This is a genomic window from Thalassospira australica (assembly GCF_000763295.1).
GTDB classification, from domain to species: domain Bacteria; phylum Pseudomonadota; class Alphaproteobacteria; order Rhodospirillales; family Thalassospiraceae; genus Thalassospira; species Thalassospira australica.
On the sequence record NZ_JRJE01000031.1, the window covers coordinates 300978 to 323286 of the forward strand.

Genomic DNA, 22309 nt, shown 5'->3' on the forward strand with positions numbered 1-22309 from the left:
TGAACGGCTGATTGCGATCAAGAGTATTTCAACATGACTTTGGGCCGTACCTGTATTCGTTTATGTGTCATCGTCCTTGTGATGCAAGCAACTTCTGCAATGGCAGAGGTGTTTAGCTACGAACCGCTGCGCCTGGCTCAAGTATCAGACCCGGAACGATCCCTGCTTTCGACGGGCATCCCAAAAGCTGTCATTTACGGGTCAGCCGACATTGAAGCCTTTAGCCCTGTGATCAAGGCTTTTCAGGAAGAAAACCCGCTTGTTGGTGTTGAATATCATCAGCTCCAGACCCTTGAAATGTATGACATGACATTGATGCAGCGTGAAAACGCTGAAGCCAATGCTGATCTGATCATAAGTTCGTCAATGGACCTGCAGATGAAGCTTGCCAATGACGGCTACGCCATTTCACACCAAAGTACAGAAACACAGGCATTGCCAAACTGGGCACGTTGGCGCAATGAAGCCTTTGCCGTCACGCAGGAACCTGCTGTTATTGCTTATAATCGGGCTTTCTTCCGCGAGCATGACCTTGAACCGCCGAAAACACGCGAAGATTTCATCGCACTTTTGACCAATCATGACGACCTTTTCAGCGAGAAGGTCACGACATATGACATCGAGCGAAGCGGTGTTGGTTTTCTGTTTCTTGCCCGTGACGAACGATTTTTCGCGGGCATTTGGGATTTTGTACGAACATTGGGGCAATCAAAGGTAAAGCTTTACTCCAACACGTCTCCCATGCTTGAAAAAATTGCCGATGGTCAGGTTGTGCTCGGATATAACCTTCTGGGGTCATATGCCGAAACATTCAGTCGCCGAAACCAGAACCTTGGTGTGATCCTGCCCGAAGATTTCATTGTGGTTTATTCGCGGATTGCCATCATCCCGCGGGCAGCGCGCAACCCGGACCTAGGCGCACGCTTTCTTGATTTCATGTTGTCAGTTCGCGGGCAAACCGTTTTGCAAAATGATGGCAATTTCAACCCGGTACGCGACGACATTCCACCAAGTACCTTTTCATCCTTGATTTTTGATCGCTATGGCGAGCGGGTGCGTTCCTTCCCGGTGGGGCCAGGACTTCTGGTCTATCTTGATCAGGCCAAACGACAACGGTTCATCCGTCGCTGGCAGGACTCTTTGCTCAATCGGCGCTAAGTCCCCCTGCCCGACGCTTTCAATATCGCCGTACTTCTATTCCGATAGATTTTCATTCGGGACAGCGCGGTTCTTCGGTCCGGTATAATTCCAGATCATCCGTCTTGGAATGGGTCCTTTGTTTCGGCCACCTTGCTGGGTTTGCTCCCACGCATGGGCGAGAATACCCACAGAACGCGACAAACAGAACAATCCACGTGCAAGTTCTGGTGCAAAGCCAAGCTCGGCATAAATCACGGCCGTTGCGCCATCAATATTCAGCGGAATTGGTTTGCTTTTGCGGGCCAACAATTCGCTTTCGATGGCGCTGGCGATTTTTCCAAACCGTCCGGAAATTGCGTTTTGCTCTGCTGCTTCATTCACAAGTTCCAGCAGCCTCGGCGCGCGCGGGTCCACCGGATGGAAACGATGACCAAAGCCCGGAACATGTTTGCCATGTTCGGCAATCTGGTTATCCAGGCCGTCAGAAACCGCCGCAACCAATTCCTGCCCGGCATCCATCCGTGCGGCGATATCATGATACAGCGCGACCGCCTGTTCACCAGCACCGCCATGCACATCGCCCAACACATTAACGGCACTGGCCATTGCGTTATTCAGACCAACCCCACAGGTCGCAGCCATCCGTGCAATGGCAATACTGGGGGCTTGCGGCCCATGGTCGACTGCGGAAACAAGTGCTGCCTCAAGAAGTTTGGCCTGCGGTACTGATGGTAAATCACCGCGCGTCATCAACCAGATCATCGTCGGGAAACTGATATTCCCGATCAAATCTTCAATCGCATAGCCACTATAATGGATTTTGCCCGGTTCCATATCGATGATGTCGGTTTTCCACCAGTCGCGTACTTCGTTTTCGACGTCTTCCACGGTTTTCGTACTCATAGCACGCCCTCTTTGGCAAGGTTATCGATCTCGTCACAGGAAAAGCCCAGCGACGACAGAATGTCCTGGTTATCCTGTCCCAGTTCGGGCGGCGGTGTATTCACGGACGGTGCAGCGCCATCCATCTTGATACCCGTGCGCAGGATACGGATATCGCGATCAGCACCCGGTACATTTTCAAAGGATGCCATCATCCCACGCTCAGCAATCTGCGGCAGCGCCAATGCCTGTGGCACGGTCAGAACCGCACCGGCCGGAACACCAACAACATTGAGCTTTTCAACCCAGTGATCCGTTTCCTTTGTCACAAGCACTGCTTCAAGCAGCGCGGTCAAAGCCGACCGGTTTTCAAGCCGTTCCTTGCGCGAGACAAATCGCGGGTCTTTGATCAGGGATTCCAGTCCAAGAACATCGCAAAGGGCTTCAAATTGTTCCTGTTTGTTTGCCGCGATGTTGAGTTGACCATCTGCTGTGGCAAACGCGCCCGATGGTGACGATGTGAAGTTGTCATTGCCATTGGCCGTTGGTTCCTTGCCCGCAATCAGATAGTTCGACACAACCCAACCCATGGTGGCTATGACTGATTCCAGCATCGAAATATCGATAAAGCTGCCTTTGGCGTTTTTGTTCCCCATCGTGCGCCCAGCCAATGCCGAACTGATGGCGAATGCAGCCGTCATGCCGCCAATGGTATCGGCCATCGGATATCCGACGCGATAGGTTCCCTTATCTTCTTCGCCGGTGATGGTCATGATGCCCGAAAGCCCCTGCACGATCTGGTCATAGGCAGGCAGCCTTTTCATCGGCCCAGACTGACCAAAGCCCGAGATCGCGCAGTAAATCAGGGCCGGATTGACGTCGCTTAGCACATCGTAACCAAGTCCCAGTCGATCCATCACACCGGGACGGAAATTCTCGACCAGCACATCGGCCTTCGCCACCAGCTTCTTGAGGATTTCTTTGCCACGCGGTTCTTTGAGATTAAGCGTGATCGAACGTTTTCCGGCATTTTGTGCCATGAACGAAACGCCCATCAGCTTTTCATTCAGTTCCATGTCCGCACCAAGCTGCCGGGCGAGATCACCACGCCCGGGTGCTTCAACCTTGATCACATCAGCCCCCATATGGGCCAGTTGATGGCAGCAAAACGGCCCGGCCAGCACATTGGTCAAGTCCAACACCGTAATCCCGGAAAGCGGGTTTGATCCGTTATTCATAAAACACCTAAATTCTGCCTGGTAGAATTGTGTTCTATTATATAGAATTTCGATCTTCCACGAAATGCAAACCGCATTGCATTGCGTTCATGACCACGTCCAAGAGCAGAATTTTCATGCCAGAACAAAATGTTAGCGCCGTCGAACGCGCCCTGAATATTCTTGATGTCTTTACAGATCAGGACTCTGATTTATCGCTCAAGGAGATTTCTGAACGTACAGGAATGTACAAAAGTACGATCTCTCGCCTGGCAGGAACACTGGAAACTTGCGGATTCCTGATGCTTTCGGGGCGCGGACGATATCGATTGGGGCCAGCACTGTGGCGGTTGGGGTCGATTTATCGTCGGTCTTACCGAATGGATGACATTGTCCGCCCGCACCTTTCGGACCTTGTTCAGGAAAGTGGTGAAACCGCGTCCTTTTATGTCCCAGAGGGTTCAAACCGCCTGTGCCTGTTTCGGGAAAATTCACCAAGCAGCCTGCGTCATCATCTGGAAGAAGGCGCGATATTGCCGTGCGGCTGCGGCGCAGCCGGCCACGTAATTCGTGCCTGGGGCAATGGTATTGATGACCGTGCACTTGATGTTCTTAATGACAGGTTCGCCCAAAGCGAAGGAGAACGCGATCCCGATATTTCGGCAATCGCGGTCCCGGTACTGGATCGACAAAACAATCTTCTTGGCGTTCTAACGCTATCTGGTCCCAAAAGCCGTTTTAGTGAAGAAAATCGCCTTAACTTATTGAACTCACTACAACAACATGCGCGTAGATGTGGGTCAAACTTGTCGCCATAATTGGCGATCAGTCACCACCTGTGCGTTGCTGTCATAAATGATGTGAACTTTTTTCATCCAATTTGGCGCAATGACAGGTTGGTGACAGGTTGGCCTGCTAACGTCCCTCCCACTGCCGATCCGAGAGTCACAAAGTGACCCCGGAACAAACAAAAAGAATATCGGCAAGGGAGGTCATTAAAAACAAGCCGTAGGCAGATGCGATCAAAGCATCTGCGGGTCGGTTCCCGACATCCCTTGTTGAAGTTTTGTTCCTGGCGATCGGCCGCCACCACACGGGTGGCTTGGGAAAATGCTTTAGTGTCTGGAGGAGACCCTGATGAACAAGCTGACGATGTTCTCACGTCGCGGATTTATTGCCGCAGCCACGGCTGTTGCTGTTTCGACTGCTGCATTCGGTGCAATGGATGCCAAAGCCGCAGAAATGGACGAACTTCACTTCGTCATTCCCGGTGGTGCCGGCGGTGGCTGGGACGGTACCGCACGCGGCACCGGTGAAGCCCTGACCAAATCCGGTCTTGTGGGCACTGCTTCTTATGAAAACATGTCTGGTGGCGGCGGCGGTAAAGCCATTGCCTACATGATCGAAGCAGCTGATCGCCTTGATAATACCCTGATGGTCAACTCCACCCCGATCATCGTTCGTTCCCTTACGGGTGTCTTCCCGCAGTCATTTCGTGATCTGACCCCGATTGCTGCTGTTGTTGCTGAATATGCTGCTTTCGCCGTTCCGGCTGACAGCAAATTCCAGTCCTTCACCGATGTTGTCGACGCTGTTAAAGCGGACCCGAATTCGGTCAAGTTCGGTGGTGGTTCGGTCCGTGGTGGTATGGACCACATTGTTGCTGCCTATGCTGTCCAGAAAGGTGGCGGCAATGCAAAACAGGTCAAATACATCCCCTATGATGCCGGTGGCAAAGCCATTGCTGGTCTTCTGTCGGGCGAAACCGAAGTTCTTTCGACCGGTCTTGGTGAACTTCTTGAACTCGCCAAAGCAGGTCAGGTCCGCATCCTTGCTGTGACCTCCACAGAACGTGTTGAAGCAGCTCCGGACGTCCCGTCGCTTGGTGAACTGGGCATTGATGCCGAATTCGTCAACTGGCGTGGTTACTTCGGTTCCCCGGCTCTTTCGGCAGACAAGGCTGATGCATATGCAGCTCTGCTCAAAGATGTTCAGGCAACCCCGGAATGGGAAACCGTTCGCACGCGTAACGGCTGGGAAAAAATCTACAAAGGCCGTGCTGAGTTTTCCGCCTTCATGGAAAACCAGGAAAAGGTCGTTGGCGACCTGATGCGCGAACTCGGCTTCTTGAAATAAGCCGTTAAAATAAAAGTAAAAAGACCTTCGAAGGAAACCACGCCATGTCCATCAATCGCGACAAGTTCGGCGCACTGATATTTCTTTGCCTTGCGCTGATATATGGCTCCTATGTCGATGACATCCCGCTGCTGTTTGGTGACGAGGATGCTCCGTTCAATGCCAGAACCCTTCCCAACGCCCTTGCATGGATACTGGGTGTGGTTTCCTTCATTCAACTGGTACTGCCGACCAACAAGGAGGCAGGCACCCTTTCTGCGGCATTCCGTGGCCTGAAATGGGGGCGTGTTGTCGTCCTTGCAGTTCTGATGGTGCTGTATGGCCTGACAATCCGCCAGATTGGCTTTCCGATTTCTACATCGCTGTTCCTGATGGGCGGTTTCTACACCCTTGGCGAACGTCGTCCGCATGTTCTTATTCTGACGGCTGTTCTTGTCACGCTGGCGTTCTGGGGTTTGCTTTACATGATGGGCATCTACCTCACGCCGGGCGATTTCTTCTACTATCTCGGTTGGATGTCAAACGATGCTTGAGGGAATTTTCTCCGGTCTTTCGACCGCTGTTTTGCCGATCAATCTGTTGATGGTTGCGGTCGGCTGCTTCGCAGGCACCTTTATCGGGATGCTGCCCGGTCTTGGCCCAATCACTGCCATCGCCCTTATGATCCCGATCACCTACGGGTTTGATCCCTCCACAGGTTTGATCCTGATGGCTGGTGTTTATTATGGTGCGATTTTTGGTGGCTCCACATCATCTATTCTGATCAATGCTCCTGGCGTCGCAGGCACGGTAGCAACCGCGTTTGACGGCTACCCGATGGCGCAAAAGGGTCAAGCTGGCAAGGCGCTGGCAATTGCGGCCATCTCGTCATTCTCGGGCGGCACAATTGCTGCAGTCTTCCTGTTGGTCGCGGCCCCTGCACTGGCGTCCGTCTCGCTGTCATTCCAGTCCGGTGACTATTTCGCCCTGATGGTACTTGGTTTAACCGCGGTCTCTGCCTTTGCGGGCAAGGGTCAGGTGCTTAAAGCGGTCACCATGACGCTATTTGGCATCATGCTCTCAACCATCGGGACGGATCCGGCCGCAGGTGTTGCGCGCTTTACCTTTGGCAGTATGGATCTTGTGGATGGCATCAGCTTCCTGTTGCTTGCCATGTCGACTTTTGCCCTGTCCGAAGCGCTGTTGTCGATCCTGCGCCCGACCAAGGACACGCGCTCTGATGAACAAAAGGCGCTAAAAAGCCTTGGCTCGATGAAGCTGTCGCGTGAAGAAGTCAAAACAATGATTCCGGTCATTGGCCGTTCTTCGGTTCTGGGTTTCTTTACCGGTGTTCTGCCAGGTGCCGGTGCAACCATTGCCTCGTTCCTTGCCTATGGCATGGAACGCAATCTTGCATCAGCCAAGGAAAAACTTGGCTTTGGCAAAGGGTCCATCCGTGGCCTGTCTGCACCTGAAACGGCAAACAATGCTGCTTGTTCCGGGTCGTTCGTGCCGCTCCTGACCCTTGGTATTCCGGGCTCCGGGACAACGGCCGTTATGATGGGCGCGCTGATTTCCTATGGTGTGCAACCTGGACCGCGGTTGTTTGTTGAACAACCCGAAGTGTTCTGGTCTGTCATCATCTCGATGTATATTGGTAACGTGGTTCTTCTGGTTCTGAACCTGCCGCTGATCCCGTATATCTCGCGTCTTCTGGCCCTGCCCCAGCAGCTTCTGGTGCCGTTCGTTCTGTTCTTCTCGCTGGTTGGTGTCTATCTGGTGACCTTTAACACCATGGACATCCACATGATGGTGATTGCTGCTGCAATTGCGATCGGCCTGCGGCTTCTGAATTATCCGATGGCGCCAATGCTGCTTGGTTTCATTCTTGGCAAGATGATGGAAGAAAACCTCCGTCGTGCTCTGGCAATCAGTGACGGATCGATTTCCTTCCTTTGGGAACGCCCGATCACACTTGTGATCCTTTCGCTCAGCATTCTTTTCCTTGCTGCACCGCTTATTGGCAACTTCCGTACGTGGATGCGTAACCGAAAAGCTGTGCCGAATGATGGTGAACTTTAAGGTTCTCGGCCCAACAGGCGCGAAGGTTAATGGTTATGCGTTTTCTCGATAATTTGTCGATCGGCCCCAAAACCCTTTTGGTTCCGGTTTTTCTGATGATCGTTATTATCGCGATGGGGGTCGCAGCTGTTGCCGCCCTCGAAAGCGAGAAAAAGACGCTTACCAGCCTTCGCGTCGAAGCATACGAGCGGCGATCCGATGCGCTGGAACTTAGCAATGCGCTAAACGAGGCTCATGGATCGCTGTTTCGAATTCTGACGTGGGATTCAAACGGGATCAATGCCGCCGTCGTCCCTGATTTGCGCGAAAAGGTTAGCAAGCTCGAAACGGAACTCGCCCCCCTTGCCGAACGTCTTTCAGCTGTCGGCGGTGATGCCTTCCGAGAAAATTACGCAAAATACATCGAACAGGTCGCGCAGTTCCTTGTTGAAAGTGAAATGAACATCTATGGCGCGCTCGAAGTCATCGCCCAAGCTGATGAAACTTTTCAGGCTCTTCAGGTGCCACTTAATGAAATCCTTGTCAGGTCTCATGAAATTGCAACCACGTCATTTGCTGCCGCCTCAAACCAAGCAGAAGCATTGCAGCGTGTTTTCGTGATAGTTGCCGTTCTCGTGGTGCTGATTGCAGGTATCGTTTCCGTCTTTGTTTCCCGGCGCATTTCACGCCCGATGACGGATCTCGCCCAACTGATTGAACAGATTTCCAACGGGGATCTCCAAGTCAATATTCGCGGCGAACAGCGTGGCGATGAAATCGGAACCGTCGCAAGATCCGTCACCGTCCTTCGCGATCAGTCAAAAGAAGCTGAACTCCTGCGCTTGGAACGTGAACGCGTTCGCGAACTCGAAACCAGCCGTCAGCAAAACCTGATAGAGGCCACCGAACATTTTCAGCGCACAGTGCAAGATGCCCTGTCTGGCTTTGATCGTGAATTTGGATCTCTGAACGGATCGGCAAATGATATGGAACAGATCGCAACAGCGGCCAGTTCCCAATCAGCCGACGCCAACCAACATTCCGAACAGGTTCTCCATCACATCGAAGCAGTGTCACACACGACAGCAAGCCTGTCCGACGCGATTGCCGAAATCGGCCAGCAGGCGCAACATTCCGCCGAAGTCGCCGGTCGCGCACGTTCCGAAAGCGAACAGTCTCGTCAACTGTTTGAACAGTTGACGAATGCCACCCAGCGCATCGGCGATATCGTCAGTCTGATCGAAGATATCGCAAGCCAAACCAACCTTTTGGCCCTGAACGCAACAATCGAAGCCGCGCGTGCTGGTGATGCGGGCAAAGGCTTTGCCGTGGTCGCCGGTGAAGTTAAAAACCTTGCATCGCAAACTGCGCGCGCCACCGAAGATATCGCCAATCAGGTCGACGAAATCCGCGGCTTGACCGATAATGTGGTTTCAGCCCTTCATAGTGTTGCCGATGTCATCGGCGAAGTTGACCAATCAGCAGCAGCCATTGCTGCAGCCGTTGAGGAACAGCAGGCATCAACAGCGGGCATTTCAGACAGCATTCAGGATGCCAATGGCGGGATGCGCACCGTTGCCGAGGCGGTAGGCGCCCTTGATAACGAAACCGCGCGCGTTCATCACGGATCAGAAAATGTAACCCGCGCCACAAGCACGCTAAATACCGAAGCAGGCCGTCTGCGCGACGCAATCGATGGCTTCCTTGAACAGATCAACAAAAACAAGGCCGAAGCTTGATGCAAGAACAACCGGGCGATCCACTAAGAAACCGCGGGATCAATCGCCTGTCTAATGTTCTGACACGACGTTTCTTCAGAAACCTTTCCATTGCACTGGGCATTGGTTTGATCGGCGGGGGACTGGCCCATTCCATCAATATGCCCTTGGCATGGATGATGGGGCCGATGCTGGCAACATTTGTGGTAAGCCTCATGCGCGTGCCCATGGCCGTGCCGATGCAGTTCCGCTCGATCATTCTTGGTGTGATCGGGGTGTTTCTTGGCGCATCTTTCACCCCGGAAACATTTGATCAGGCCGCGAAATGGCCAATCAGCATGATCGCTGTGTTGATTTATGTTCCGGTCATTACCGTTATCATTACATGGTTCTATACCAAGATTGCGCGCCTCGATCCGGCAACCGCCCTGTTTTCCGCGACACCAGGCGGCTTGACGCCCATGATTGTCCTTGGTGCGGCTGCCGGTGGCAATGAACAGGAGATCGCCCTTACCCAAGGTTTGCGCGTCCTGTTGCTTGTGATGTCCGCACCGGTGTTTGCGCTGATGATCACCGGGGTCGTCGCAAACGGCCACGGGGACAGCCATGCCGTCCAGATGACGCTGAACGAAGGCCTTCTGACCGGGGTTTGCGCCCTCGTCACGGTGCTTGTGTTTCGTAAGATCGGTGTCCCTGCCAGTTACATGACGGGGGCCATGGCCGCAAGCATGGTGCTGCATGTAACCGGTATTGTTGAAGGAAACCTTCCGGATTGGCTGCTTGCCGGTAGCCTGCTTATTCTGGGCTCTGCTATTGGCAGTCGTTTTTCCGGCGTCAAGCTTTCCGTGTTGGCAAGGCTTGCGGGATATTCCGTTCTTGCAACACTTGTTGTTCTGGCCTTTACCGGCGGCGTCGCCTGGTTTGTCGCACAGTGGCTTGATCTGGACTTTATTGCCGTGCTTCTGGCCTTTGCACCGGGCGGCGTTGCTGAAATGTCGTTGATCGCCCTGGCACTTGATGTCGAACCGAGTTTTGTCGCGTTCCATCATATTGTGCGGATTTTCGAGATCGTTCTTCTTGCACCGCTGATGGCCAAATGGTTTCAAAACCACATGAAACGCAAAAACACATCAAAAATTTAACGGGCAAGGTTGCCCCTGCCCGCTGCAAAATCACATTTGCCATGCTGTTTGATTGCTAAACTGTTGCTCTGGCAAAGAATCAGTGATGCCTAATCGCGCTTTTCAACAATAACGCCATGGTCAAGGACCGGCGCCACGTCGATCTCGCTGGCATCCATCATCCCGGACACACGCTGCAACGCAGCAATCAGGAACGTTTGTTCCCATTCTTCCAGACTGTTGAAATTGTCCGAGAACCGGTCATGAAGCGCCATTGGTGCACGGTCAAGGATCGTACGCCCCTGCTCTGTCAGTCGGACAAAGACCTTGCGTTTGTCTGTATCGCCGCGTTCACGCGTCACAAGATGCATGGCTTGAAGTTTGTCGACCAGCGCTGTGGTTGATGCCTGCGCCAAATTCACTTTGGCTGCAATCTGGCCCACGGTCATCTCACCGAACTCTTCAAGGGACTGCAAAACCAGTAGCTGGGAAGTTTTAAGCCCGGTCACCTTGCCAAGCTTTTTGGCGTGAATATCACTCGCGCGCAGAATACGGCGAATAGAGATCAGCGCTTCATGCAATTTGTCCATTGTAGGTTTCCAGGCAAGGTTTGTTTTTATGCAGGAAACGCTGTTTTACCCGCTGAACCCGCGCTGTGCAACGATTTAAGACATTTTTACATAGACTTTCGATATTTAATTTCATCGAAAACCGTTTAATTTTTGAAACAATGATTTATGAAGAGAATAATATCCCTATCGAAAACCGATAAATCTTTCTTTTTATGTTTATCAATGACTTACACATCTTCACAGGAAAGTCATAGTCAGGGGGTTGATCAATTTGTATCGCTGTTCTATATATCTCCCGCGACATAAATGATCGTGTATCGAAATAACAGAGCAGGCAGACCGATGAAAATTGCCAACACAAACGGCAATACCGGCCAGAAAGCCAACCTGATTATCCGAAAACCCAAGGCAACGGACGGCGCGGCTGTGAACAGCCTGATCGCCGACTGCAAGCCATTGGACGAGAATTCGATGTATTGCAATCTGCTGCAGTGTTCACACTTTTCAGACACATGCGCGATTGCCGAACTGAACGGCGAAGCTGTCGGCTTTGTTTCCGGTTACATCGTACCAAGCACCCCAGACCAACTTTTCATCTGGCAAGTCGCGGTTTCACCAAAGGCCCGTGGCCTGCGTCTGGCAAAACGCCTGATCCTTGATATTCTGGATCGCCCGTCGTGCCATGACGTTTCGCAACTGAACACGACGATCACGTCGACCAACGCTCCGTCTCAGGGTGTATTCCGCTCTGTCGCCCGCGAACTGGGTGCGGATGTGAAGCGTAAAGTTCAGTTCGAACGTGAAACCCACTTCGAAGGCGCTGCTGCCAGCGAGATTCTTTGGCAGATCGGCCCGTTTGAACGTGAAGACGTCGAACGCGTTGCCGCCTGATCCGGCTGCCTGAATTTTCACCACCTTGATTGTAACAAGCGGCCTTGGTCGCAGTGGAACATCCGGCCCGCCGGAACGTTTGGCATGACAGGTGGACTTTGATTTTTTCCCAATCTGAAAGAGGGAACCATGACTGTATTTGATCGCCTTGAATCGGAAGTTCAGAGCTATGCACGCTCCTTCCCCGTTACTTTTGACAATGCCGAGGGCGCCTGGCTTACGGACCTTGACGGTAACCGCTATCTTGACTTCCTTGCTGGTGCCGGCAGCCTGAACTATGGCCATAACCACCCGGTCCTTCAGGAAAAATTGATTGATTACATCAAATCAAATGGCATCACCCATGGCCTGGACATGCACACCAAGGCCAAAGAAGCATTCTTGACCGCGCTTGAAAGCAAAATTCTCAAGCCGCGTGACATGGAATACAAAGTGCAGTTTACCGGTCCGACCGGCACCAATGCAGTCGAAGCTGCCTTGAAGCTCGCCCGTCGTGTCAAAGGTCGCGAAACTGTTATTTCGTTTACCAACGGTTTCCATGGCTGCACGCTGGGTTCGCTTGCCATTACGGGTAACGAACATCACCGTGGCGCTGCTGGCGTATCGCTTGATAACGCTGTTGCGGTTCCGTTTGACGGTTACATGGGCGACGGCGCTGATACCACCGAATATCTGGATCGCGTTCTGTCAGACAACTCAAGTGGCGTGGCCCTGCCCGCTGCCGTGATTGTCGAAACCCTTCAGGGTGAAGGCGGCCTGAATGCTGCTGACTTTGGCTGGCTCAAGAACCTTGAGAAAGTCTGCCGTAAACACGACATCCTCCTGATTGTTGATGACATTCAGGCTGGTTGTGGTCGTACCGGGACGTTCTTTAGCTTCGAGCCTGCTGGCATCAAGCCGGACATGATCACCCTGTCGAAGTCGCTTTCGGCATATGGTCTTCCGCTTGCTGTGGTCCTGATGAAACCGGAATTTGATGTCTGGCACCCGGGTGAACATAACGGCACCTTCCGTGGTAACAACCACGCGTTTGTGACTGCCGCTGCCGCCCTGGACCATTTCTGGTCGGATGACAAATTCGCAGCCGATGTGCGTGACAAGGCCGAATTCCTTGGCAACCGCCTCGAAGAGATTGCCGAACGTTATGGCGACGGCAAACTTTATCGCAAAGGCCGCGGCCTGATGCAGGGCATCTGCTTTGAAAGCGGTGAACTGGCCTCGAAAGTCACCAAGGAATGCTTCAAGCACAATCTGGTCATCGAAACCAGTGGTCCCGAAGATGAAGTGGTTAAATGCCTTGTGCCTTTGATCATCTCAAAGCAGGATTTGGCACATGGTCTGGAAATCCTTGAACTGGCAACCGCCAAAGCCATGGGCAAGGAAGTTATCCCGACCAAAGCTGCTGCTGAGTAATAGTTTGGGCGGCGCCACGGGTGCCGCCCTGCCCCACAACTTAATGAGATCAAAGAGTTAATAATGATTGTTCGTACTCTGAAAGAATGTGAAGCATCCGGTCGTCGCGTGGTTTCGGATAACTGGGAAAGCACCCGTCTGTCGCTTGCCGAAGACGGTATGGGTTTCTCGTTCCACATCACGACCATTTATGCCGGCACCGAAACCGAGATCTGCTACGCGAACCATTTCGAGACGGTTTATTGCATCTCGGGTAATGGCGAAGTCGAAACGCTTGCGGATGGCAAAAAATACAAGATCGAGCCGGGTACGGTTTACATCCTCGACAAACATGACCGTCACTACCTGCGTGGTGGTACCGAAGACATGGTTGTCGCATGTGCCTTTAACCCGCCGCTCAATGGTCGCGAAGTACATGACGAGAACGGGGTATACCCGCTCGATGGTGATGCACTCGCCAGCTAAGTAAGACTCTTGCGTTCGGGACGGCGGAACTCGACCACCCCCAACGCACACGAGCATATATTTTCAAGGATACGCCCCCAAAGGAGGCAACATGCTTTCAGCCCAGAATAAAACGGACGCTGGGCATAGCGTTCACAAGATCGGTGGTACGTCGATGACCCAGGTTGATGCGGTCATGGACAACATTCTGGTCGGCAACCGCAGCGAAAAAGAACTGTACAACCGGGTCTTTGTCGTTTCAGCATACGGTGGGTTCACCGACCTTTTGCTGGAAAACAAAAAGACCGGCGAGGCAGGCGTTTATCAGCTTTATGCCGGTTCCGAGACCGACTGGGCCTGGGGCGATGCCCTGACCAAGGTTTCCGAGAAAATGTGTGCGATCAACGAAGAAATCTTTGGCGACGCACCTGAATTGAAATTGGCGAATGCCTTTGTACAGGAACGTATTGAAGGCACGCGTAGTTGCCTGATGGACCTCCATCGTCTGTGCAGCTTCGGTCATTTCAAACTCGAAAAGCATCTTCTGACCGTTCGTGAAATGCTTTCGGCCATTGGTGAAGCCCATAGTGCGCACAACACCATGTTGCTGCTTCGCGCCAAGGGCGTGAACGCCGTGTTTGCAGATCTATCAGGCTGGCGTGAGCCAGAGGCCTCCAGCCTTGATGGTCGCATCAACAAGGTGTTTGAAGATATTGATCTGCCAAACCAGCTTGCGATTGCAACGGGCTATGCCCAATGCAGCGAAGGTTTGATGAGCATCTATGGTCGTGGCTACAGTGAAGTGACCTTCTCGCGTATTGCGTGCCTGACTCAGGCGCGCGAGGCGATCATTCACAAGGAATTCCATCTGTCTAGTGCCGACCCGCGCATCGTTGGTGAAGATGCTGTGCGTCCGATTGGCCGCACCAGCTACGACGTGGCTGACCAATTGTCGAACATGGGCATGGAAGCCATCCACCCGCGCGCAGCAAAAGGCCTGCGTCAGCACGACATTCCGCTTCGGATCGCCAATACCTTTGAGCCGGAACATCCCGGTACGGTTATTGATGATCACTGGGAGCCGGAAAACAGCCGTGTTGAGATCGTGACCGGCGTCCCGACCGCGTTCGAGATTGAAGTATTCAATCAGGATATGGTTGGTGTTCCAGGTGGCGAAGAAGCGATCCTGAGCGTCCTTAAACGTTACAAGGTTCCGACCGTTACCAAGAACCTCAATGCCAATACGATCACGCACTATGTGGCCGCGCCGCTCAAGCAGATCCGCCGTTGCGTTGACGAGATCGAGGAAAACCAGCCCGAAGCAACCGTTCAGACCCGCAAGGTCGCAATTGTCTCGGTGATTGGTGCGAACATCGAACAGCCTGGCCTGTTTGCCCGTGCCGTATCGATCCTTGATGATGCAGGCGTCGAGCTGGTGGCATCGCACTATCCGAGCCGCCGTGTTGATCTGCAGTTCGTTGTTGCCGAAAGCGACTTCAACAGCGCGATCGTCGCCCTGCACCGTGGTCTCGTCGAAGGCAAAAAAGAAGAAAGCGCATCATCAAATAAAAACAACAATGATAGCGCTTCGAAACAGGAAAAGCTTAAGGCTGCATAAGCCGTAAGGGCATCCGAACATCACATCGAAACCCGCAAGTGCCATTTTGGTCTTGCGGGTTTTGTTTTGCAAAAATCATATCCTTGTCAGTGGTGGTGCAGCGCGATAGGACTTATTTCAGGGCAACCAACAAACGGGACCGACCACATGACGACCAATAACAGCAAAGCCATCAATGAACTTCTTGAAGTCATGGCAAAACTTCGTGATCCCGATGGTGGCTGCCCGTGGGATTTGGAGCAGGATTTCTCAACCATTGCCCCCTACACGATCGAAGAAGCCTACGAAGTAGCCGATGCCATTGCTGACAACGACATGCCCGAACTTTGCAATGAACTTGGCGATCTGCTCCTACAGGTGGTTTTCCACGCGCAAATGGCAAAGGAAGCAGGCCATTTCGAATTTGAAGACGTCGCCAACAGCATCGTTTCAAAAATGATCAACCGCCATCCGCACGTATTTGGTGACGGGGATGCTACGACGACCGATGGCGTCAATCAGACTTGGGAAAAGATCAAGGCCACCGAACGCGCCCGGAAGGCCGAGGACAAAGGCCACGAACGCCACAGCGCCCTTGATGGGGTCGCAAGCGCACTTCCGGCATTGATGCGCGCAGAAAAGCTTACCAAACGTGCGGCCCGTGTTGGCTTTGACTGGCCGAGCACAGACGAAGTCTTTGACAAGCTGCATGAAGAGATAGACGAACTTAAAGCCGAAATGACGGAAAACCCGGACCCTGCGCGCCTGCAGGACGAACTTGGCGATATGCTGTTTGTGATGGCAAATCTGGCGCGTAAAATCGGTGTTGATCCTGAAGTTGCCCTTCGCGGTGCCAATCACAAATTCACCAGACGTTTTCATTTCATCGAGGATGCGCTGGCCCGCGATGGCAAAACAGCCAAGGGCTCAAACCTTGCGGAAATGGATGATCTTTGGAATTTGGCAAAAAAGACAGAGCGCGGCCAGGTTTGAGCCAGCTTAGCTAAATAGCGGCATCAGGATTTCATTGATCTCTGCCCAGAGCTCCTCGGAACTGGCGCACAGTAACCCCGGTGCCATCGCATTGGCATTATATTCATTATCGCGATCAGATGTGATGTAGCGGGCATATCCCCCCGCTTCACGCACCAGCAAGGTTCCCGGCGCATGGTCCCAAGGTTTGAGCGTACGGTAGGCACAAAAATCATATGCACCGCGCGCCACTTCTTCGTATTCCGCCCCGCAACACGAATAATGCGCAACATCGGCAAAGAAATCGAGATGCCCGTAATGCTTGCGGATACGGTCGCGGGCATAAGAGATCAGAAATCCCTTCGCATCCGCTGGCTTCATGATATTTGAACGCACCGAAACAGGCTCGCCCTGATAGCGCGTGCCTGCCCCCTTCTCTGCCACAGTCGCCGCGCCCTCGATCGGATCAATGATCCATGCTGCGACGGTTTCACCGCCAGCATAAAGACCGACCATGCATCGAAACGGCTGCCGATGATTGGCAAAGTTTTTCGTGCCATCCACCGGATCAATGATCCAAAAGGGCTCATCACCAGAAAACACACGGTCTTGAAGCTTCGGGTCCGCATGAGCGGCTTCTTCGCCCAACGCTCGACTGCCCGGCAGAAGATCCGTCAGGCGACGTGTCAGAACGCGCTCCGCTTCGGTATCGGCAATGGTGACAAGATCAAGCGCATGAGTCTTGGTATCGATATCGGCATCGTCCAACTGACCAAAACGCGGTGCGATTTCGGCAGCCGACACTTCCCGGATGATCTCCGTTACCTTATCCATATCGACTTTAATCGTCACACGCTCTCTCCTTGTTGGTTCTAGACCAAGTGTATTTCCAGCCCGGACTTCGCACACCAATCCTCGAAGCGCCCGACACGGGTGGTATCCACACGTACTTGAACGGCAATGCCATCAGCACCTTCGTTGCGCTTAAGGACTTCACCCTGCTCATAAAGCTTTGCAAGCGACTTTCCGTCCGCATATGGCACGCAAAGCTCAAAGATCGGCATATCTTCGGTGAGCCGGTCTTCGATCAGATCAAGCAACGCATTGCAGTTCGTGCCCTTAACCGCAGAAATCGCAATGGTGTTGTCGTGGCGTGCGGCATATTCTGACACAGCCTGCAGATCATCGCCTTCGAGTTGGTCAATTTTGTTAAGGGCCTCGACCAATTCTTCACCGTCGATCGCCTTTTGCAGTCCCAGTTCTTTTAGAACTTCAAGAACATCCAGCTTTTGCTCTTCGGTTTCGGGCGAAGATGCGTCGCGGACATGAACAATCAAATCTGCTTCAAGCACTTCTTCAAGTGTCGCACGGAAGGCCGCGACAAGATCGTGCGGCAGGTCGGACACAAATCCAACCGTGTCTGACAGGATAACCTTGCGGCCGCTGGGCAGAACAAGCCCGCGCATTGTCGGATCAAGCGTCGCAAACAGCATGTCCTCGGCGAAGACTTCCGACAACGTCAGCTGATTAAACAACGTTGATTTTCCGGCGTTGGTGTATCCCACCAAAGCGACAATCGGATAAGGCACCCGGCGGCGGGCTTCACGATGAAGTTCGCGCGTCCGTTTGACTTCTTCCAGTTCACGGCGAAGTTTGGCAAGCTTGTCGCCAATCAAACGACGGTCAATCTCGATCTGTCTTTCACCCGGTCCGGCAAGGAACCCGCGACCACCACGCTGACGTTCAAGGTGCGTCCAGGTCCGAACAAGACGCGAGCGCTGATAACTCAGCAACGCCAGCTGGACCTGCAAACGACCTTCACGAGTACGCGCACGGTCGGCAAAGATTTCAAGAATCAAACCGGTACGGTCAATGACCTTGCATTTCCACTCCCGTTCCAGATTACGCTGCTGGATCGGTGTCAGAATGCCATTGATCATGACAATGTCAGCTTCTTCGGCCTTGATTTGCAGGCCAAGCCGTTCAGTAACGCCCTTGCCAAACAAGGTCGAAGGACGCAACTTTGCAATGGGCACAATATCTGCGCCCACCACTTCAAAATCCAATGCACCCGTCAAACTGATCGCTTCTTCCAGACGTGACGAAGCGTCGCGCCAGCTCCCGGTTGGATCTGCGCGTTTTAGTTCCGGATGGAAAACCAGGACCCGGGGGGAATAAGGCGCATCGCCGCCCCCCGAAGTCAGAGACTCGTCAGCTATTTTCTTCTTCCGTCGCAGGCTGGCTCGGATCAAACAACTTGATCGGGGTTGTTGGCATTACCGTCGAAATCGCGTGTTTGTACACGAGCTGAGTATGAGCATCGCGCCGCAGCAAAACAGAGAAATTGTCAAACCAGGTGATGATGCCCTGCAATTTGACTCCGTTGACCAGAAACACGGTAACCGGCGTTTTGTTTTTACGGCAATAATTCAGGAATACGTCCTGAACATTTTGTGATTTTTCCGCCATTGGTTAGACCTAGCCTTCTTTTATGAGCGTTTTTTTGGTTTCGGGCGGCCAAGGAAAATGTGGAACCGTCGACGTACAGGTCTGTCACGATTCCGGCCCCATTTTTAATGACCTGTACGAACTATAAGACTTTCGAGAAGCTTTTTACAACCCTTACAAGCGCCTCGCAATCAGCGAAATGCCAATCAGGGCTGAGAGTCGCGGAATTCTGCGTGTCACTGTCACCGGTTATTTCGTCCCCGATCAGGATTGCCGTGGCTCCGACATTGCGTGCACATTGAATATCGACCACACTATCACCAACAAACCACAGATTCTCATATTGCGACGCCGAAGAGTCGCCCATCGCCAGATGGACCGGATCGGGTGCCGGTTTGTCGTTGGCAGCATCTGTTGCACCAACAATTTTGCCAAAAAACGGGGTCCATTCAAGGTGATCGGCTTCCTTGCGCAAGAAGTCGCCATTTTTGTTACTGACAATCCCGATATAGGTTCCGTTATCGCGCAGTGCACACAACAAATCATGCGCACCGGCAAGTGGCGTCAGCGTTTGAAGATGGATGGACTGGAAATGGCCATAAAAGCTGTCTTTGGCAGCCAACCATTTATCTTCCCCAAACAGGATCGGAAAACTGTCACGCATTGATCGCGCAACCCGCTGTTTGGTTTCCTCAAGTGACCAGGGATCCTTGCCAAATTCCTCAAGCGTCATATTCAAAGCTGCCTGAATGGTGCCCCAGCTATCGACAAGGGTGTTATCCCAGTCAAAAATGACGGCATTTGGCGGTCGGGGCAATTTGTCAGACATTTGAATTTCCGGTGGCTTGGTGGGCAGTTATTTGTGTGAGGATAAAGAACGCCTGCCTGATCAGAAATATTCCAGCCGGACAGCAAACATCTTTTCAACCTTTTTGATCTGCTCTGATCCGGCAAATACAACGATACGGTCATTGGCCTCAATCACGGTGGCGGCACGCGGCATGACAACCTCACCATTACGCAGGATCGCACCAAACACCACACCGGCCGGCATCGAGATATCCTTGATCGCCTTGCCAACGATTGGCGCTGTCTCAAGGGCTTCGGCTTCAAGCACCTCGCCAAATCCTTCAGACAGGCTGTGAACGGCGCGGATACGCCCGCGGCGAACGTGATGAAGGATCGTCGAAACCGTTGTCATGCGTGGACTGATCACAACATCGACGCCCAGCTCAGACACCAGCGAGTTATAGGTGCTTTTGTTGATTAGCGTGAGAGCACGCGGGCAGCCATAGCGTTTCGCCAGAAGAGACGCCAGAATGTTGGTTTCATCGTCATTGGTCAGCGCCACGACGGCTTCGGCATTCCCGACATTGGCTTCTTCAAGAAGTTCCGGATCAAGCACGTCCCCGCGAAGCACCACGCTTTTCTTGGGCAGTTTCTGCGCGACAAAGCGTGCCCTTTCCGGGTCTTCCTCGACCAGGCGGGTTGTCACCCCCGGGAAGTTCCGATTGATTTCCTCGGCAAGGAACAATGCGATGTTACCGCCACCGAAAATCACGATGCGGCGCGCTTCGGGATCTTCGTGACCAAAGGCCGACATCGCCCGATCAACCTGATCGCTGGATACTGCAAGATACACAAGATCCCCGGCCAACATCTGATCATCCCCTTTAGGGTAGACCGCCTTATCGCCACGGATCATCCCAAGGATCGAAATATTCAGATCCGGGAACAGTTGGTGCAACTGGCGCAGCGGCGTGTTGATCACCGGGCAGTCGTCGCTGCATCGAATACCAAGGATTTTAACCTTGTCATCGGCAAACGGGATCATGTCAAACGCGCCGGGTGCCTGAAGACGACGTGCAACCGCACGTGCAACTTCCATCTCAGGCGAAATCACAACATCAATCGGCAGTTTTTCACGACCGAACAAACTGGCCCATTCAGGCTGCAAGTACGTCTGACTGCGGATACGGGCAATTTTGGTTGGCACATTAAACAGCGAATGCGCCACCTGACAGGCCGTCATGTTGACTTCATCGGCAAATGTCACGGCAATGAGCATGTCCGCTTCTTCCGCGCCTGCCTGCTGCAACACGTCAGGATGCGAACCAAACCCGATGATACCTTTGACTTCCAGTGTATCGGAAATCTTGCGCACCAGTTCTTCGGATTGGTCGATCACGGTTACATCATTGTTTTCCGCAGCCAGGTATTTGGCAATGTGGAAACCCACCTGCCCGGCGCCGCAAATGATGACCTTCATGTTGTATTCTCCCGTTCACAACAGCCCAAGGTAATGGTGGGCCTATTGGCCGCTAACACCAAGGCTTTTCAGCTTGCGGTGCAATGCTGAACGTTCCATTCCGACAAAACTGGCCGTTTTAGAGATATTGCCGCCAAATCGGTCAATCTGCGTCTGGAGATACTCTTTTTCAAACATCTCTCGTGCTTCGCGCAGCGGCAATGCCATGATTTCACTGGTTTTGTCAAAACTAAGTGACGTTGGCATATCAGAAAACAGCTCTGATGGCAGCATCTTGCCGCTGATCAGATCGACCTTGTCTTCATCATCTGGCGCCATGATCATCAATCTTTCGATCACATTGCGCAACTGACGTACATTTCCGGGCCAGTCATAGGCATGCAGTGTTGCCATGGCTTCGGGCGAGAGTTTTCGTTTTGGAAGACCGGTTGCATCGGCATAGCGATCAAGAAATGTCTCCGCCAGCGTCGGAATATCATCACGTCGCTGCTGCAAGGGCGGCACTTCAAGCGGCACCACATTCAGGCGGTAATACAGATCCTGTCTGAACAGCTGTTCGGATATGCGCTGTTCAAGGTCACGCGCCGTTGTCGCGATGACGCGTACATCGACGTTAACCGGGACCGATCCCCCTACACGCTCAAACGTCTGGTCTTGAAGAACGCGCACGATCTTGCCTTGTGTTTCCAGCGGCATATCAGCCACTTCATCAAGTAAAAGCGTACCGCCATGCGCTAGCTCGAGAACACCAGTACGCGCTTCGCGCTCTGCCGTCGCGACCGCACCAAACAGGTTTTCTTCCATGGTATCCGGCGAGATGTTCGCACAATTCAGAACCACAAAAGGTGCTTCAGCGCGGGCAGATTTTTGATGAATAAGGCGCGCGACAACTTCCTTGCCCGACCCGGCCGGTCCATGGATCAGGACACGACTGCCGGTTCTGGCAACCCGCTCGGCCGATTGACGCAGATTATTAATCATCGAAGAATTGCCAACCAATTCGGTATCGCCGCCGGCGCGCAGGGTCAGCTCACGATTTTCACGCCGCAGACGCGCATCATCAATGGCACGTTCCACAACCATCAATAGGCGATCCGTATTGAACGGTTTTTCTATGAAGTCGTAGGCCCCGATACGCGATGCCTCAAGCGCGGTTTCAATATTGCCGTGCCCCGAAATCATAACAACGGGGACTTCGCTGTGTTCGCGCTTGATCAGTTTGAGCGTCTCAATGCCATCATGATCACTTTGATCCATCCAGATATCGAGAACAACAAGGCTTGGCCGACGTGCCGCCACTTCGGACAAAGCCCCCTGACTTGATCCAGCCTGACGTGTTGTGTAGCCCTCGTCTTCGAGAATACCCGATATCAAAGCCCGAATATCTTCTTCATCGTCGACAATAAGAATGTCGTGCGCCATTTTATGACCAAATCAATCTTTGTTTTG

General features: G+C 52.8%; 21 protein-coding genes. 12 read left to right on the forward strand and 9 right to left on the reverse strand.

Annotated features, from left to right (window positions below; translation table 11 throughout):
• Positions 1-33: 33 nt before the first annotated feature.
• The gene (locus JF44_RS0114550; RefSeq protein ID WP_033069685.1) at positions 34-1158 is read left to right on the forward strand and encodes an ABC transporter substrate-binding protein; all 1125 of its coding nucleotides are present in this window, start codon (positions 34-36) and stop codon (positions 1156-1158) included.
• Between the two features lie 36 nt (positions 1159-1194).
• Here JF44_RS0114550 and JF44_RS0114555 read toward each other — a convergent pair whose 3' ends face one another.
• Positions 1195-2043 (reverse strand): citryl-CoA lyase, encoded by an 849-nt coding sequence (locus JF44_RS0114555; protein ID WP_033069686.1) that lies wholly within the window; start codon positions 2041-2043, stop codon positions 1195-1197.
• The gene (locus tag JF44_RS0114560; protein WP_033069687.1) at positions 2040-3260 is read right to left on the reverse strand and encodes a CaiB/BaiF CoA transferase family protein; all 1221 of its coding nucleotides are present in this window, start codon (positions 3258-3260) and stop codon (positions 2040-2042) included. Before JF44_RS0114560 ends, JF44_RS0114555 begins: the two co-directional genes overlap by 4 nt.
• A 116-nt stretch (positions 3261-3376) precedes the next feature.
• On the opposite strand from JF44_RS0114560, the gene JF44_RS0114565 reads away from it, so the two are divergent.
• From JF44_RS0114565 to JF44_RS0114590, 6 genes are all read left to right on the forward strand, one after another.
• Positions 3377-4057, forward strand: coding sequence for an IclR family transcriptional regulator (locus JF44_RS0114565; protein WP_033069688.1), 681 nt, complete (start codon positions 3377-3379; stop codon positions 4055-4057).
• Positions 4058-4376: 319 nt separating this feature from the next.
• Entirely contained in the window at positions 4377-5375 is a 999-nt protein-coding gene (locus JF44_RS0114570; protein ID WP_202901517.1) for a tripartite tricarboxylate transporter substrate binding protein, read from the forward strand.
• 44 nt (positions 5376-5419) lie between these two features.
• Positions 5420-5908, forward strand: a complete 489-nt coding sequence (locus tag JF44_RS0114575) for a tripartite tricarboxylate transporter TctB family protein (RefSeq protein WP_033069690.1) — start codon at positions 5420-5422, stop codon at positions 5906-5908.
• Positions 5901-7436 (forward strand): tripartite tricarboxylate transporter permease, encoded by a 1536-nt coding sequence (locus tag JF44_RS0114580; protein ID WP_033069691.1) that lies wholly within the window; start codon positions 5901-5903, stop codon positions 7434-7436. Before JF44_RS0114575 ends, JF44_RS0114580 begins: the two co-directional genes overlap by 8 nt.
• A 35-nt stretch (positions 7437-7471) precedes the next feature.
• Positions 7472-9154 (forward strand): methyl-accepting chemotaxis protein, encoded by a 1683-nt coding sequence (locus JF44_RS0114585; protein WP_033069982.1) that lies wholly within the window; start codon positions 7472-7474, stop codon positions 9152-9154.
• Positions 9154-10275: an AbrB family transcriptional regulator gene (locus JF44_RS0114590; protein ID WP_033069692.1), complete on the forward strand. Its 1122-nt coding sequence runs from the start codon at positions 9154-9156 to the stop codon at positions 10273-10275. The genes JF44_RS0114585 and JF44_RS0114590 overlap by 1 nt, the downstream gene beginning before the upstream one ends.
• 89 nt (positions 10276-10364) lie before the next feature.
• Here the strand turns inward: JF44_RS0114590 and JF44_RS0114595 are convergent, their stop codons facing one another.
• A complete protein-coding gene (locus JF44_RS0114595; protein WP_033069693.1) occupies positions 10365-10844 on the reverse strand; it encodes a MarR family winged helix-turn-helix transcriptional regulator in 480 nt (159 codons plus the stop codon).
• 324 nt (positions 10845-11168) lie between these two features.
• On the opposite strand from JF44_RS0114595, the gene ectA reads away from it, so the two are divergent.
• From ectA to mazG, 5 genes are all read left to right on the forward strand, one after another.
• A complete protein-coding gene (ectA, locus tag JF44_RS0114600) occupies positions 11169-11717 on the forward strand; it encodes a diaminobutyrate acetyltransferase (RefSeq protein ID WP_033069694.1) in 549 nt (182 codons plus the stop codon).
• Positions 11718-11846: 129 nt separating this feature from the next.
• Positions 11847-13130, forward strand: a complete 1284-nt coding sequence (ectB, locus tag JF44_RS0114605; protein WP_033069695.1) for a diaminobutyrate--2-oxoglutarate transaminase — start codon at positions 11847-11849, stop codon at positions 13128-13130.
• A gap of 63 nt (positions 13131-13193) precedes the next feature.
• Positions 13194-13595 (forward strand): ectoine synthase, encoded by a 402-nt coding sequence (locus JF44_RS0114610; RefSeq protein ID WP_033069696.1) that lies wholly within the window; start codon positions 13194-13196, stop codon positions 13593-13595.
• 91 nt (positions 13596-13686) lie between these two features.
• On the forward strand, positions 13687-15192 hold the full coding sequence (locus JF44_RS0114615) for an aspartate kinase (RefSeq protein ID WP_033069697.1): 1506 nt from the start codon (positions 13687-13689) through the stop codon (positions 15190-15192).
• Between the two features lie 147 nt (positions 15193-15339).
• Positions 15340-16164 (forward strand): nucleoside triphosphate pyrophosphohydrolase, encoded by an 825-nt coding sequence (gene mazG, locus JF44_RS0114620; RefSeq protein ID WP_033069698.1) that lies wholly within the window; start codon positions 15340-15342, stop codon positions 16162-16164.
• A gap of 6 nt (positions 16165-16170) precedes the next feature.
• Here the strand turns inward: mazG and JF44_RS0114625 are convergent, their stop codons facing one another.
• The 6 genes from JF44_RS0114625 to ntrX form a co-directional block, all read right to left on the reverse strand.
• A complete protein-coding gene (locus JF44_RS0114625; RefSeq protein ID WP_081944456.1) occupies positions 16171-16995 on the reverse strand; it encodes an inositol monophosphatase family protein in 825 nt (274 codons plus the stop codon).
• A gap of 20 nt (positions 16996-17015) precedes the next feature.
• Positions 17016-18347: a GTPase HflX gene (gene hflX, locus JF44_RS0114630; protein ID WP_052065986.1), complete on the reverse strand. Its 1332-nt coding sequence runs from the start codon at positions 18345-18347 to the stop codon at positions 17016-17018.
• A 7-nt stretch (positions 18348-18354) separates the two neighbouring features.
• Positions 18355-18612, reverse strand: coding sequence for an RNA chaperone Hfq (gene hfq, locus JF44_RS0114635; protein WP_008891082.1), 258 nt, complete (start codon positions 18610-18612; stop codon positions 18355-18357).
• A 121-nt stretch (positions 18613-18733) separates the two neighbouring features.
• Positions 18734-19420, reverse strand: coding sequence for an HAD family hydrolase (locus JF44_RS0114640; RefSeq protein ID WP_033069701.1), 687 nt, complete (start codon positions 19418-19420; stop codon positions 18734-18736).
• Positions 19421-19480: 60 nt separating this feature from the next.
• Complete coding sequence (trkA, locus tag JF44_RS0114645) at positions 19481-20860, reverse strand: Trk system potassium transporter TrkA (protein WP_033069702.1); 1380 nt, start codon at positions 20858-20860, stop codon at positions 19481-19483.
• Positions 20861-20902: 42 nt separating this feature from the next.
• A complete protein-coding gene (ntrX, locus tag JF44_RS0114650) occupies positions 20903-22282 on the reverse strand; it encodes a nitrogen assimilation response regulator NtrX (RefSeq protein WP_033069703.1) in 1380 nt (459 codons plus the stop codon).
• Positions 22283-22309 lie beyond the last annotated feature (27 nt).

Coding starts and splice junctions, on each gene's coding strand:
- JF44_RS0114550 (WP_033069685.1), top strand. CDS start 34: ATGACTTTGGGCCGTACCTGTATTCGTTTATGTGTCATCGTCCTTGTG.
- JF44_RS0114555 (WP_033069686.1), bottom strand. CDS start 2,043: ATGAGTACGAAAACCGTGGAAGACGTCGAAAACGAAGTACGCGACTGG.
- JF44_RS0114560 (WP_033069687.1), bottom strand. CDS start 3,260: ATGAATAACGGATCAAACCCGCTTTCCGGGATTACGGTGTTGGACTTG.
- JF44_RS0114565 (WP_033069688.1), top strand. CDS start 3,377: ATGCCAGAACAAAATGTTAGCGCCGTCGAACGCGCCCTGAATATTCTT.
- JF44_RS0114570 (WP_202901517.1), top strand. CDS start 4,377: ATGAACAAGCTGACGATGTTCTCACGTCGCGGATTTATTGCCGCAGCC.
- JF44_RS0114575 (WP_033069690.1), top strand. CDS start 5,420: ATGTCCATCAATCGCGACAAGTTCGGCGCACTGATATTTCTTTGCCTT.
- JF44_RS0114580 (WP_033069691.1), top strand. CDS start 5,901: ATGCTTGAGGGAATTTTCTCCGGTCTTTCGACCGCTGTTTTGCCGATC.
- JF44_RS0114585 (WP_033069982.1), top strand. CDS start 7,472: ATGCGTTTTCTCGATAATTTGTCGATCGGCCCCAAAACCCTTTTGGTT.
- JF44_RS0114590 (WP_033069692.1), top strand. CDS start 9,154: ATGCAAGAACAACCGGGCGATCCACTAAGAAACCGCGGGATCAATCGC.
- JF44_RS0114595 (WP_033069693.1), bottom strand. CDS start 10,844: ATGGACAAATTGCATGAAGCGCTGATCTCTATTCGCCGTATTCTGCGC.
- ectA (WP_033069694.1), top strand. CDS start 11,169: ATGAAAATTGCCAACACAAACGGCAATACCGGCCAGAAAGCCAACCTG.
- ectB (WP_033069695.1), top strand. CDS start 11,847: ATGACTGTATTTGATCGCCTTGAATCGGAAGTTCAGAGCTATGCACGC.
- JF44_RS0114610 (WP_033069696.1), top strand. CDS start 13,194: ATGATTGTTCGTACTCTGAAAGAATGTGAAGCATCCGGTCGTCGCGTG.
- JF44_RS0114615 (WP_033069697.1), top strand. CDS start 13,687: ATGCTTTCAGCCCAGAATAAAACGGACGCTGGGCATAGCGTTCACAAG.
- mazG (WP_033069698.1), top strand. CDS start 15,340: ATGACGACCAATAACAGCAAAGCCATCAATGAACTTCTTGAAGTCATG.
- hfq (WP_008891082.1), bottom strand. CDS start 18,612: ATGGCGGAAAAATCACAAAATGTTCAGGACGTATTCCTGAATTATTGC.
- JF44_RS0114640 (WP_033069701.1), bottom strand. CDS start 19,420: ATGTCTGACAAATTGCCCCGACCGCCAAATGCCGTCATTTTTGACTGG.
- trkA (WP_033069702.1), bottom strand. CDS start 20,860: ATGAAGGTCATCATTTGCGGCGCCGGGCAGGTGGGTTTCCACATTGCC.
- ntrX (WP_033069703.1), bottom strand. CDS start 22,282: ATGGCGCACGACATTCTTATTGTCGACGATGAAGAAGATATTCGGGCT.